Annotated in this window: 13 protein-coding genes; 1 reads left to right on the forward strand and 12 read right to left on the reverse strand. The window is 60.6% G+C overall.

Annotation, left to right across the window (positions count from 1 at the left end; all coding sequences use genetic code 11):
- Positions 1 to 34 precede the first annotated feature (34 nt).
- The 10 genes from ACNSPV_RS02850 to ACNSPV_RS02895 form a co-directional block, all read right to left on the reverse strand.
- Positions 35 to 1,399: a cell envelope biogenesis protein TolA gene (locus ACNSPV_RS02850; protein ID WP_348584698.1), complete on the reverse strand. Its 1,365-nt coding sequence runs from the start codon at positions 1,397 to 1,399 to the stop codon at positions 35 to 37.
- A 14-nt stretch (positions 1,400 to 1,413) separates the two neighbouring features.
- A complete protein-coding gene (locus tag ACNSPV_RS02855; RefSeq protein ID WP_339395347.1) occupies positions 1,414 to 1,599 on the reverse strand; it encodes a hypothetical protein in 186 nt (61 codons plus the stop codon).
- 3 nt (positions 1,600 to 1,602) lie between these two features.
- Entirely contained in the window at positions 1,603 to 3,486 is a 1,884-nt protein-coding gene (locus tag ACNSPV_RS02860) for a hypothetical protein (RefSeq protein WP_348584697.1), read from the reverse strand.
- 13 nt (positions 3,487 to 3,499) lie between these two features.
- Entirely contained in the window at positions 3,500 to 3,883 is a 384-nt protein-coding gene (locus tag ACNSPV_RS02865) for a hypothetical protein (protein WP_339395349.1), read from the reverse strand.
- A 68-nt stretch (positions 3,884 to 3,951) separates the two neighbouring features.
- Positions 3,952 to 4,167: a hypothetical protein gene (locus ACNSPV_RS02870; RefSeq protein WP_097775085.1), complete on the reverse strand. Its 216-nt coding sequence runs from the start codon at positions 4,165 to 4,167 to the stop codon at positions 3,952 to 3,954.
- Positions 4,168 to 4,255: 88 nt separating this feature from the next.
- Positions 4,256 to 5,254, reverse strand: a complete 999-nt coding sequence (locus ACNSPV_RS02875; protein ID WP_249238131.1) for a N4-gp56 family major capsid protein — start codon at positions 5,252 to 5,254, stop codon at positions 4,256 to 4,258.
- A gap of 28 nt (positions 5,255 to 5,282) precedes the next feature.
- Entirely contained in the window at positions 5,283 to 6,221 is a 939-nt protein-coding gene (locus ACNSPV_RS02880; protein ID WP_348584696.1) for a ribosomal-processing cysteine protease Prp, read from the reverse strand.
- Between the two features lie 17 nt (positions 6,222 to 6,238).
- Positions 6,239 to 8,068, reverse strand: coding sequence for a portal protein (locus ACNSPV_RS02885; protein WP_348584695.1), 1,830 nt, complete (start codon positions 8,066 to 8,068; stop codon positions 6,239 to 6,241).
- A gap of 12 nt (positions 8,069 to 8,080) precedes the next feature.
- On the reverse strand, positions 8,081 to 9,529 hold the full coding sequence (locus ACNSPV_RS02890; protein ID WP_348584694.1) for a phage terminase large subunit: 1,449 nt from the start codon (positions 9,527 to 9,529) through the stop codon (positions 8,081 to 8,083).
- Positions 9,526 to 9,807, reverse strand: a complete 282-nt coding sequence (locus ACNSPV_RS02895; protein ID WP_249238127.1) for a chemotaxis protein — start codon at positions 9,805 to 9,807, stop codon at positions 9,526 to 9,528. Before ACNSPV_RS02895 ends, ACNSPV_RS02890 begins: the two co-directional genes overlap by 4 nt.
- 468 nt (positions 9,808 to 10,275) lie before the next feature.
- Between ACNSPV_RS02895 and ACNSPV_RS02900 the strand changes: the two genes are divergently transcribed.
- On the forward strand, positions 10,276 to 11,646 hold the full coding sequence (locus ACNSPV_RS02900; protein WP_348584693.1) for an NCS2 family permease: 1,371 nt from the start codon (positions 10,276 to 10,278) through the stop codon (positions 11,644 to 11,646).
- Between the two features lie 137 nt (positions 11,647 to 11,783).
- Here ACNSPV_RS02900 and ACNSPV_RS02905 read toward each other — a convergent pair whose 3' ends face one another.
- Positions 11,784 to 11,987 (reverse strand): hypothetical protein, encoded by a 204-nt coding sequence (locus ACNSPV_RS02905; RefSeq protein ID WP_348584692.1) that lies wholly within the window; start codon positions 11,985 to 11,987, stop codon positions 11,784 to 11,786.
- A gap of 50 nt (positions 11,988 to 12,037) precedes the next feature.
- The gene (gene gltS / locus ACNSPV_RS02910; protein WP_339395356.1) at positions 12,038 to 13,225 is read right to left on the reverse strand and encodes a sodium/glutamate symporter; all 1,188 of its coding nucleotides are present in this window, start codon (positions 13,223 to 13,225) and stop codon (positions 12,038 to 12,040) included.
- Positions 13,226 to 13,237: the final 12 nt, after the last annotated feature.

Consider the following 13,237-nt stretch of genomic DNA (forward strand, 5'->3'; position numbering starts at 1 on the left):
TGCTTTTTTGTTCAGCGCTTTTTCTTTATTGCAGTCAGCGCTTCATCTGCTGCAGGATCTGCGCGATCTCTGCACTGGAATAGCCATCCCTGCGCAGCGCACTGCTGATGCTGGTATCGTTTTTGCCCTGACTGCGCATCAGCATCGCCATGTAGGGCACCGTCACGTTCCGAGAGGTGTCGCTGCCCAGACGGGTGGCACTGCTCGTGCTGCGGTTGGCCGTACCGGAAGAGCTGCCGCTGCCCGCCCGGCCGGAAGCTGCCGTGCCGGATGCCGCACTGCCCGCCCGGCTGGCCTTCTGGGCCGCATTGTTCTTTTTCAGGTTCCACTCGCCCATTGCAATGTTCAGCTTCTGGCTGGTGACGTCGTTGTTGAACTTCTGCTGATTGAGCTTGTCCTGATATTCCCGCTCGCTGGCCTCATTTTCATAGAGCTGCTGCTTCAGGCTGTCCTGATACTGCCGCTCCTGCAGCTGCTGGTTCCACTGGGTGTCGGCACGGTCTGCCTCGTACTGGCGGTTGCCGGAATAGATGTTGTAGCCGGTGTTCAGCAGTCCACTGACCATGGAACCCAGACCCGTGGTGCCGCTGAGGGCGATCTGCACCGCATCGCCCAGTACGCCCAGTACAGTCACCACATTGTTGAACGCCTGCTGGCGCCGTGCTGCCTGCTGCTGTTCCTGTGCGCTGTAGTAGTCGTGCAGCGTGCCCAGCTGGTTCAGGTAGTCCTGATACTGTCCGTAGTCCTGCGCATATGCATTGTTGTAGGCTTCGCCCTTCTGCCGCAGCTGGGTGTAGTAATCCGACAGCCGGTCGTTGTACAGCTGCTGCGCGTCCTGCTCACTGCTGTTCAGCTGGTCCAGCTGGCTCACCAGCTCGTTGCCTCCGCTGGTATAAGTGTCCAGCGCCAGACTGTACAGCGTAGGGATGGCACTGCTCAGCGCGCCGATCTGCTGCTGGTATGCCTGCTGCGCCACACTTGCGGCATAGCTGGAGCCGTAGCCTCCGGTCAGTGCTGCCGCCTGTGCCGCAGCATCCGCACTGGCGTTGTGGGCGTTCTGCAGATAGTTCTGCTCGTACTGACGGTAGAGCGGGTCTTTGGTGTAGCTGTACTGGAAGCTCCCGCGCTGCAGCAACTGGCCCAGAAGCTGATCGATCTTATCCTGATAGCGGCTCTCGTAGTCGTCGGGGCGGTTCGTCTGCCATTCCTTCAGGGCATTCTCTGCACTCGTCACCGTCTGACTGGGCTTATAGCTGGCATTTGCCAGTGCATTTTCCACCTCCGAGCGGCTGCCCAGTCCCGCAGCCGAATAACCGCTCTGCACCGCCGACAGACCATTTTCCTCCGTCTGTGCCTGCACCGCAGCAAGCGCTTCGTCCTGTTTCTTTTTGTTTGCCATAAAAACTCCTTTTCTTACAGAGCCTGCAGTCTGGTACGCAGTTCCTCTGACATGTTTTCGGTATCCAGATTGCTCAGCACATACTGCAGCTGTTCCTGCAGCTGGTACAGGTAGCTGCGCAGTGCGCGGGCGTCCTCCGGGTCCATGTTCTCACTGAGCTTGGGCAGACCGATCTTATTGATGCCCATTACGCTTGCCATTTTTCACACCTCCCCGCCTGTAATGCCGCCTTTGGCAGCGGCCACTGTTTTTGCAATGCTGCGCAGGGTGATCTGTCCCCTGCCCTTCAGGCGCAGCCGCAATGTACCGTGCCGCCGGGGAACGAACGGCATATCGTAGCTCCGGCGCACATTCTGCGCCGCCAGCTCCGCCACCGTTTCCCAGGGGCCTCCGTCATAGCTTGCCGCCACCGTCACCGTGCTGCCGCATTCGGCATCCAGCCGCAGCGTCAGCCGGGAAAGATACCGGTCCTCTGCACCGTCCAGACCAATGTCTCCTGTGACCAGTTCAAAGTTCAGCTTTTCCTCCACGCCGTCCGTGCTCTGCCAGTCGGTCTCGCGGCTGGGGTCTGCGGCCCACAGGGCCTGACCATCCCACAGGTAAAGCTGTCCGCCGGTGCTGGTCATTTCGTAGGAGCAGACATCCTCCTCACTCCAGAGCGCACGCTCGGTATCATAGACCAGCAGCCTTGCCACACCTTCCCCCGCTGCCGCGCGGGCAATGTGCAGGTAATACCGGCCATCCAGCGCGCCACCCACTGCGCTCTGTACATTGGAAAGGCGTCCCGAATCCAGCACACCGGACACCTTGGTGGGGATGCTGCCGTCCCATGCCATCACACCGTCCGGCGAAAGATAATACAGCGTCTCATTCAGCACGCACAGGCTGCGGGCCGCGTTTTTAGCCACGCCCCTGCAGCGCAGGGATGTGAGCTGAAAGTCCGAGGGCTTGGAGCCGTAGAGCTTGTGCAGGGTGTTCTCCTTAAAAAACAGCGCATAACCCATGCAGGTGGCCGCTCCGGTAAACGCCCCATCGCTGCCCACCGTGACGGCATAGCTGTCCGCTGCGATGCCACGGTAGGAGAACCAGTTGGTGGGGTCGCCCAGCTTACAGGCATAGATCACGTTTTCCTTGCTGCTGCAGCCCCACACCCGGTTGTCGCACTCGGTGATGTAGTCCAGATCCGGCACGCGGCGTTCCATCCGCACCGGCGTGCTCACCGCAAAGCTGCGGGTCTCTTTGCCGTCCAGACTGGTCCACCGGGCACTGTCCGCGCCCTGCACCAGTGTGCCGTAAAAGCATTCACCCTTCGGTGTCACCTTCACCCGCAGGCCGTTTTCCAGCAGATCATACACCACCAGATCGCCGTTCAGTTCTTCCCACATCCCGGCCTGCTGCGCCGCCGTGCCCGACACCGTCACGGTGTCCCACTGGGCAAACAGCTTCTGTGCGCCTGCTGCCGTGATGCGGCAATAGTCCAGCGGCACTGCCGTCCAGTTGCCGGAGGATGCGCTGTACACCTCCAGCGTGCTGGTGCTGCTCCACGGGTGCTCCTCATCCTCCACCTTTAAAAACAGCTGCCCGTCTGCAGGCTTTTCCGGTTCCTCCCTGCCATAGCTGTCTGGCTGATAGGTCTTGCCTGCGGCATCACAGGGCGTAAACTGCACGCTCTGGCCCTCTGCCTTCCATACTGCGCCCAGCGCAGAAACGCTGCCGTCTGCCGTATCAAAGGCCAGCTTGTCCGGAAAAATCAGGATCTTCGTGCCGATGCCTACCAGCGCCTTGCGGCTGTCGGAAACCGCATTCGTGCAGCCCACCGTGTCGGCCCCGGCAGCGTCCGGGGTATAAATGATATCCTTCCCGCAGATGGTCAGCAGACCGTTCAGGTGGTACATGCCGTTCAGGCCGGTCAGTGCGTGCAGCTTCCGGCGGGGCTTGCGGGTGCTCAGGGCGGGAAAATCCCTTGCCGAAAAATTCACACCCGCGCTGTACTCTGCTTCCGAGCAGGCGTAGGTCTCGTTCAGCCCGCCGAACACCCGCACAAGGCTGCGGCTGTTTGCAAGCTTTGTCCGGTTTGCAAGGACCATATCCATCACCTCCTTACCAGCGCCACTGAACGGCGGTCAGCGGCGGATAGGTGCGCCGCAGCCACGCCGCAAGGTCGGCCAGAATGCTGTTGTACTGCGCCTGTTCCCCGGCATAGCGGTCGGTCTCCCCAAGGGCCGCATCGGTCATGGCACACAGATAGTGGGGATACATTGCGTCAAAGGGTGCCGGAGCCAGCAGAACGTCCTCATCCTGCAGGCTGTCATCCCATGCAAGGTCTGCGCCCACATCGTTGTAGGCATCCGTGATGCTGTGTTTGAAAAAGCGTTCCCGCAGCATGGCATCTGCCTCCCGCAGCCACGCCTGCCGGGTGGCCAGTGCAATGCGGCTGCCCGGGCGCAGCTCTTCGGCGCGCTCCAGCGCCTGTCCTACAGTCATAGATCTCACTCCTTTTCTGAAAAAGCCCGGCCGGGCAGCTGCTCCCAGCCGGGCTTCCTTTCTTCAGATTACTGTGCGGCGTTTTCCGCTGCCGCGATGCGGGCGGCGGTCAGCTCGTCCTGCATCTGGCTGTGTTCCAGCACCTCGGCTACCTCGGGCGGCACTTCCACCTCCACGCCCCGGCGGATCTTATAGTTCACGCCGTTGACGCTGACGAACAGGTCGCCCTTGTAGCGGCTGTTGTCCTTGAACAGCCGGATGCGCACATTTTTCTTTTCAGCCATATTTTCTCCTTCCTTTAAACAAAGCTCGTTCTTCGGGAGAGCTCCGTTGCGGCGCCGCATCAGCGGACTGCAACGGTGAGAGGGTTCCTCAGTTGGCAGCAGCCGAAGCGGAATAGCTGGATGCGCTCTCGATGCGCACCATGTACTGCTCCACCAGACGCTCTGCCGCGCGCATGCCCTTCCAGCCCACAGAAGCACGCTGGTTCAGCGGGTCGTCGCCGTAGCCCAGCTGCTTGACGATGTGCTCCAGACCGCCGCCCTCCAGCTCGGTGACACCGTAGGCATGGGCACCCAGCACCAGCGTACCGAACACAGCCAGACCGGTGGGGCAGGTGTCGTCCTTCCAGATCTTGGCCTCGCTGGTCTCGATAAAGCGGATATTGCCCAGCTTGCCGATCTCGCCACGGAACATGGTGTCCGGGTCGGCGTACTTGTGCACCTCAATGAACTCCTTGCTGGTCTTGAGGTCGTAGGCGGCATAGGGGTGGATGATGGCGATGTAGCTGTCGCCGATGGGGTCCGCATTCATGGCACCCAGCTGTGCCGCCGCCTGGAAGAACAGCTTCGGGGTCAGGGTGCAGGTCTTGTCCAGCGCCTTGCGGCTGGTCACGGCGGTCTCGGCACCGTCTGCCGCCAGCTTGGGCGCATAGATGACGTTGGTGCCGCCTGCCAGCACATCGCGGGTGATGCTGTCCATGGTGCGGCCCGCCTGACTTGCCAGCACACGGGTGGCCTGCACCACATTGTTGTCGATGGCAGTCATCTGCAGTACATCGGTCAGCGGGGTCCAGCCGCCGTACTGGTGCAGGTCGCTGGTAATGGTGGTCACGTTCAGGGTCTGACCATTGGGGGTCACGCCCTCGGTCAGCGGAGTGGACGCCTTGGGCAGGCTGTCATACTTGCGGAACTCGATGGTCTTGCCGCCGTTCTGGGGCACCGGGTAGTAGTCCGCAAACTGGTCGTGCACCAGACGCGGCTCTGCCTGATCGATGAGACGCTTCTCATAGAAGGTCTTCATTTCCTGCGACATGGTCGCGGTGGTGTTCAGGTTCTCGGCAAACAGCTGGATGTTGAAAGTGTGGTTCATAGTCTGGTTCCTTTCTCTTGTCAAAACGTTACAGTTCGATCTGTGCTCCGTGGAGCACACGGCGTTCCAGTGCTTCGCGCTGGGCGCGGGTCATGCTGGCAACGTCCGGGCGGACGGTGGCCGCACCGCCGGGACGGATGCCGTTTTCGGTGGGCCGTGCGGCGCGCTGCTGGATCCGCTCCACCACCCCCTGTTCCACCGCCTGTGCAGCGGTGCGCAGGTTTTCGTCGTAATGGGCCAGACGGTAAGCGTCCTGCACCCGCATCCCGGGCAGCTGCATCAGACGGCGCATTTCCGGGCTGCGCAGCTCCTTCTGCAAATTGAAGTCCGGCTGGCTGCGGCGCATGGCCGCTTCTTCTGCCGCCCAGCGGGCGTGCAGGCCCTGCACTGCCGTCCGGGTGCTGCAGGCAAGGCCGGACAGCGGCGGCAGCTCCGGGCGCTGAACGGGCGGCTCAGGCCGGTCTTCCGGTTCCGGCTGGGGCGCAGCGGGCACGGCAGGGGCGGCTTCACCGGGCTTCATTGTGCCGGAAGCGACTGCCTGCCGGGTCTGTGCTTCGCTCAGGGCCGGGGGAGCAGGGGCGGCATCGCCGCCTTCATTTGCAAACAGCTGCAGGTCCATCATGCTCTTCTCGCCCCGGCGGCTCACATCCGCAAAGCGGACATTCTCCGGGTAGCGCTCAGCCAGCAGTGCAAAGCAGGCCTTGGCCAGTTCAAAGGCACCCTGCACCCATTCTGCGCAGGGCGCGTCTGCCTGCACCGCCAGACGCGGGCCGTCCGGCTCGTCAAAGGCATCGCTGCGGGCACTCTCTTCGCCTGCCAGCAGACACACAAGCCCCTGCATTACGGTGCTGGCACCGGCGCACACGATGTCCTGCCCGGCAGGCGCATAGCCTGCGTGACCGGCAGCTTCCAACCGGCAGTTGATCCCGGCCGGGGTATCCATTTCGCTGTAAACAACCTTCATCATAAAAATTCACCTCCTTTTCAATGTAGATCCATGGCTCTTGCAGCAGCGGCCACCGGCAGTGCGCTGCCAAGGCCCGCCAGCTTTGCGGCTGCAGCCTGCCCGTTTTTCTGCGTGAACGCGCTGCTCACGCTGCGGGTCAGGCCATCGGCATCGCTCTGGCCGCTGCCCTGCATCTCGATCACTGCCGCCATCCGCACCATCTGGTCCTGCAGCTGTGCCAGCTGCTGGGCAAGGGTGCCGTTCTGCCGCACCCGCTGGCGCACCTTCTCGATGCCTTCAAAATCCATCATGTCCAGTGCCGCAAGGGCGGCATCGGAATTCTCCGGCTTGAAAAAGCCCAGCTGATAGCATTCTTTTGCGGTCTCGTTCTGGGAAAGGCGGCTGAAGGTGCTCTTCTTGGCGGCGCTGACCACGATATCAAAGACCGGTTCCCGGCTGCCCAGCTCCACGCCGCCCACGCTGCCGCCGGGCACAGCCCGCAGTGCCTGCGCCGAGAAGGGCACGAACCGGTTCTCGCCGCTCTCGCCCACGATGCGGAACACCCGCTGTTCGTCGTAGAACTGGCGCATCAGCTCGATGATCAGGTAGCACTGCTTGGCAAAGGCGCGGTAGGCACTCTTGAGCATATCGCGGGAAAGCTTTGAGCCTGCCTCCTGCAAGGCCGCAATGGCGCTGGCAGCGGTCACACCGCCGGCGGTGCCGCCCTGCGTCATATCCCGGTTGCCGCTGATCTCCTTCAGCTCCTCAATGCGGCTCTGGCGGTAGCTCAGGCTGTTGCCCTGCAGGCCGGCCGTCTGCAGGGGACGGAAGCTGTCGTCGTTCAGACGGCCCACCACATGCACGATGTCCCGGCTGAAATCGGCCAGCTCTTCCTCGTTGACCCCTGCCGTGTCGCTGAGCACGTACCGCTGCTTTGCACTCAGCAGCACGTTCTCGTCCATGGCATGGTTCATCTTGTCAATGGCCGTCTGGCAGTCCTTCATCACATCGATGTACCCAAAGCCCGCCGGGCTGTCCTCCTCCACGAACAGCGGGTCAAATACAAAGGGGTACTGTCCGTGGTCGTACAGGCCCCTTTCTGCCAGTGCCGGGTCGTTCTGGCTGGCGTACAGCACCACGCCGTTGCAGAACTTGCAGTAGTGCAGCACCATGCGTCCACTGGCATCTGGCCGCTTATAGTACCAGTCCACCACCACGCTCTTGGTGCTGGTGTCCTGCCCTTCATCGTGGATGTACCGGGGCACATCCAGCACACTGGCGGTGCGGCCCCGCAGCTGCGGATACCGGGCGCTCAGCTGGGCCGTATCCTCAAGGCTCAGGCTGAAAAAGTCCGGCGACGCCTGAATATCTGCTGCTCCCGGCTCCCAGTAGAGCATCAGCAGGTTCACGCTGCGCACCGCAATGTCGCCGATGCCGCCGCGCATTGCCGGGTCCCAGAAGATGCCGGTCACGCCGGTGCCTGTCTTGAGCTTGCGCCACCAGCAGTCGCTGTACACCTGCTCGTAGTCGGCCTGTTCCAGCACCACCGGCAATACGCTGGAAAGTGCCCGTGCGGTGTCCTCGTCATCTGCCGACCGGGGCAGCACGTTGGGCTCCGGGTAGTTGTCCATGGCGTCCGCATGCTTGTTGGCAATGCTGTTGAACAGCCATCCGCTGGAGGGCTGGGCCTTGCCGGGCATCATGGGGTTCTGGTAATTCTTCCAGTGGCCCATGCGGAACCACAGCTCGTTGTCCACAATGCGCTTGTCCAGCGCGGCCTTGCCCGCCTTGTAGCGCTGCAGCGTCTGCATGGCCTCGGCCACCTGTGCTTCGCCCACCGGCAGGCTCTCGTTCTCATAATCGTCCATCGCGTTTCTCCTTTAAATTCTGTAAAATCTTGCCTGTTTGTGCAGCTCCAGAGGGTCGTCCTGCAGGGGCGGTGCAGCGCAGCGGCAGGGCGGGCTGATGGGGTTTTCCATCAGCACATAGCGGCACTCGTCATAGATGTGATCCTCCTGCCGGGTGTCGATGTCCTCCACATTGCTCTCATCGTACACAAGGTTCGGGATGGTGCGGATGAAGTGTTTGCAGGTGTTGAAGACCTGCAGCATCGGCCTGCCGTCCGTGTCAAAGTTCAGCCGGTAGTGGAACTGCATCTTTCCGGCCAGACGGGTGTGGTCGCCGGGGGCCCAGTGCAAAAAGCCGGGGGCCCGCTCCATCATGGCAGCAATGCTCTCGCCGCGGCTCTCATCAAAGATGGCCGGGTCGGCAATGCCGTGGATCACCCTGCCCCGCAGCAGAGGGTCGTTCTGCTCTGCCTCCCGGATGCGCCGGGCCTGTTCCACCGGGTCGATACGCAGGCCCTCGTTGGGGCGGCCCGTGCAGCCGTACAGCTCCCGGATACGGTAGAGCCGCCCGTCCTCGTCCGCAGCGTACCACCCCACCGAGAAGGGTTTCGAGAAGCCAAAATCGAACCCGCGGTAGATGGTCCAGTGCTTCGGGATGGTGAAGGGTGCGATCACATGCGTCCAGCGCTGATCCTGATAATGGGTCGGGTCGTTGCGCCACTCGGTGAACACCTGACCACTGAAGCTGTCCCAGCTGCCATAGAGCAGGGCCTGCTTTTCCGCCTCCGGCATACTGGCAAGGCTTGCAAGGTAGCCGGGATCGTTGGCCAGCAGGGCGGGGTTATCAAAGATGCTGGACGGGATGAACACCCGCGAGCGCTGCAGCTTCTGCTCGGTGCCGTCCGGCAGCCTGACTGTGTACTCCTCCACAATGGGCGTGCCGGGCGGTGCCGGCGTGATGAACCGCGCCTTCACCCACCCGTGGCCGATGCCGCCGGGATTGGTGGTGGCCCGCATGTACACCCGGGTGCCCGGGCCGGTGGGACGATTGCGGCTCATCATGTAGCTGTACTCTTCCCATTCAAAGTGGGTCAGCTCGTCAAAGCCGATAAAATCAAAGGCTTTGCCCTGATAGTTGGTGCGGTCCTTGGTGTACTGCATGGAACCAAAATAGATCTTTGCCCCGCTGGGGAAGTTCCACACATGGGTGGTGGCATTGTACTGCGCCTGCGGAAAAGCCCTGCGGTAGTACATCTGGCTTTTGTCCACCAGATCGGAAAGCTGCGGGTAGGTCTTGCGCAGGATCAGCGCCCGGTAGTGCGGGATATGCACCTGCCGCAGCGCTTCAATGATGAGCGCATCGCTTTTTCCTCCGCCTGCCGCACCGCCGTACAGCGCTTCCGGCTCCGGGCGGCGCATGAACTCGGCCTGTCTGGGTTGTGGCCGCCAGACCACCGGCGCTCTTGCTTCCTGTGTGCTCATGTTTCTTCCTCCACGGGCGGCAGGATCACCACGCCGCATCCTGTGCCCTCTGTCTGCGTGCCCTGATCGTTCAGGGTCTTGGCCACAGCGGCCAGATCCTTGAGCACCGCCGTGGCCTCCTTGAGGCCCTTGATGGTGCTGCCGTCTGCCGCGCCGGTTTTCTTTGCTGCCTTTTGGCGGGCATTCAGCTCCCGGACCTCCTGCGCCAGCAGGGTGCTCAGGGTGTCGGTGGCCCGGCTCAGGCTTTCCAGCCCTTTGGCCTGTTTTATCTGCCCCATGGTGTGGGTATCAGCTCCTTTCTGCCCCGATGTGCTGGGCTATGGCAAAAGGATACCACCGTCTGCCGCATTCCGACAGGGTGTACTTTTTCAGGGCCGAACAGTATATTTGATTTGCAAAAATCCATGTGGTATAACAAAGTTGTATTTTAAACAACGTCATCCTGTCATTTTTTGAAAGCAGTGTATTTTTCCACGCGAAACCTGTGGCAAATCTCCCGGAAACGTTTAAAGTCATACTCATTTGCAATTTTTGGACAAAAAATGAAAAAAGTGTGTTTATTTTGTGGACAAACCCAAGCGGAACATGCTACAATAGCTTTTGTTCTTTCCCGCCGCACGCACCGGCGGGATGTTTTGGGAGCTGTGTTTATAAGCAGGGTGTGCCGAACGGATGCGGGCAACCCCCTTCAGGCGGTGTGCTGTGTTTATGAAAACGGCTTCTTATTTAAAATCAGGAGGTTCTTCATGTTAGAAAACATCTTTCATCTGAAAGAAAACCACACCGATGCCAAGACCGAGATCATGGCTGGTATCACCACCTTCATGACCATGGCCTACATCCTTGCGGTCAACCCCAATATCCTGTCCGCCTCGGGCATGGATTCCGAGGCTGTTCTGATCGCCACCGCGCTGGCATCCTTTGTTGGAACTGCGCTTATGGCTCTGCTTGCCAACTATCCGTTTGCACTGGCACCCGGCATGGGCCTGAACGCCTACTTCTCCTACACGGTCGTTCTCACCATGGGTTACAGCTGGCAGCTGGCCCTGATGGCCGTCTTTGTGGAGGGCATCATCTTCATCGTGCTGTCCCTCACCAACGTCCGTGAGGGCATCTTCAACGCCATTCCCATGACCCTGAAGAGTGCCGTCAGCGTGGGCATCGGCCTGTTCGTTGCTTTTGTCGGTCTGCAGAACGCAAAGCTGATCGTCAACAGCGATTCCACCCTCGTCACCTACCAGCACTTCAAGGGCGAGACCTTCTCCAGCGTGGGCATGGGCGCGATCCTTGCCCTGTTGGGTATCGTGATCACCGCCATCCTGCTGGTAAAGAAGGTCAAGGGCGGCATCCTGTACGGCATCCTTATCACATGGGTGCTGGGCATCCTCTGCGAGATCGCCGGCATCTATGTTCCCAACCCCGACGCAGGTATGTACTCCGTCATTCCCACCGCCTTCGTCAGCTTCGACTTCTCCGCGCTGGGCAAGACCTTTGGTCAGGTGTTCAAGACCGATTTCTCCGGCGTTGGCATCCTGAACTTCTTTGCCGTTATGTTCTCCTTCCTGTTCGTTGACCTGTTCGATACGCTGGGCACCCTGATCGGTGTTGCCTCCAAGGCCGACATGCTGGACGAGGACGGCAAGCTGCCCCACATCAAGGGCGCACTGATGGCCGACTCCATCGCCACCTGCGCAGGCGCTGTGCTGGGCACTTCCACCACCACCACTTTCGTGGAGAGCGCTTCCGGCGTCACCGAGGGCGGCCGCACCGGTCTGACCGCTATGACCACCGGCATCCTGTTCCTGCTGGCCACCATCTTCAGCCCGCTGTTCCTCACCATCCCGTCCTTTGCAACGGCTCCCGCCCTGATCATCGTGGGCTTCTACATGATGGGCTCTGCCGTCAAGATCGACTTCAACGACCCCAGCGAGGGCATCCCCGCCTTCCTCACCATTCTGGCCATGCCCACTGCCTACAGCATCTCTGAGGGCATCGCCATCGGCGTCATTTCCTGGACCATCATCAACGTCGTCTCCGGCAAGGCCAAGGAAAAGAAGATCAGCCCGCTGATGTACGTGCTGACCGTGCTGTTCATCCTCAAGTACGTGTTCCTCTAAGCCGCTGATCTTACCGCAAGCAAAAAAGCTCCCGTCCTGATGATGGACGGGAGCTTTTCTGCTTCCTGTGATCCGGAACAGCCTGCGCATTCGCTCCGGGCTGTCCGGCGTGGAACTATTCTTTTTAGCAATCAGGGTTATTTGCGTCTCGGGTGGATATGCACTTCCGGGATAGCCACGTTATCATAGTGGATCGGCTTATCTGCCGCCGGAGTGCCGTCTGCATCCGTATGATGTGCCACCTTGCCGGTATGGATCTCCGGCAAGGCCACGGTTTCTTCCTCATGGGGATGCTCCTGCTTTCTTCCGAGCCACGTTTTCAGATGGTGATAAAGCGACATTTCACGTCTCCTTTCCCGGTGCGGCTCCCCGCCCGGACCGCCAGATACACTCAGATAAAATTGATGAACACCGTAATGACCAGACTGTTCAGGAAGTCCGCAAACAGACTGCCCACCAGCGGGATCAGCAGATACGCCTTGACCGAGGGCGAATATTTATCGCAGATGGCCTGCATGTTTGCCATGGCGTTGGGCGTTGCACCCATGCCAAAGCCGCAGGTGCCGGATACGATGACCGCCGCATCGTAGTCGCGGCCCATGATGTTGAACACCACCAGCACCACATACAAAATCATGAACAGGGTCTGCCCGGCCAGCAGCACGATCAGCGGCAGGGCCAGCTCTGCCAGCTGCCACAGCTTCAGGGTGATCATCGCCATGCCCAGGAACAGCGAAAGGCAGATGCCGCCAATATCGTTGATCTCGCCCATATACACGGTGTACTGGCCGCTGTATTCGCCCACATTGCGGATGATCGCCGCCGCGATCATGGCACCGATATAGATGGGGAAGGTCATGCCCGTCAGGCTCAGAAGTCTGGACAGCACCGTGCCGATGCCCATGGCGACGATCAGCTGAAAGCTTGCCGCCGGGTACATGGTGGTGTGGCGCTCGTGCTTCATTTCTTCTTCCACCAGCAGGCTGTCATCCTCCGGTACCACCGTGGCCAGCAGGTTGTGCCGCTCAATGAGCATCTTGCCGATGGGGCCGCCCATCATGCTGCCTGCGATCAGGCCATAGGTGGCCGCTGCCGTGCACAGGGTGGTGGCCCCCTGAATGCCAAAGTCCTCCAGCACCGGGCCAAAGGCACCGGCGGTGCCGTGGCCGCCCACCATGGGGATGGAGCCGGTGCAAAGGCCCACCAGTGCATCCACGCCCAGCAGCTTTGCCAGCCCCACGGCCACAAAGTTCTGGCTGACGATCAACACGATGACCACGCCCAGAAACACGATCATCGCTCTTCCGCCGCTTTTCAGTACCTTGAGGTTTGCCTGAAAGCCCACTGAGGTGAAGAACATCACCATGCAGACTTCCTTTAAAATATCATCAAATGCAAACTCGGCAACGCCGGTCACATAGCACACGCAGGTAAAAATGGCGAACAGCACGCCGCCAATGACCGGGGCCGGAATGCAGAAGCGTTCCAGCACCTGCACCCTTTCCCGCAAAAATTTGCCCAGCATCAGCACCAGCACAGCAACGGCCAGTGTCTGATACATATCCAATTCGATCTTCATTGCTCTACTTTC

It is taken from the genome of Faecalibacterium sp. 3, assembly GCF_048323735.1.
Classification (GTDB): domain Bacteria; phylum Bacillota; class Clostridia; order Oscillospirales; family Ruminococcaceae; genus Faecalibacterium; species Faecalibacterium wellingii.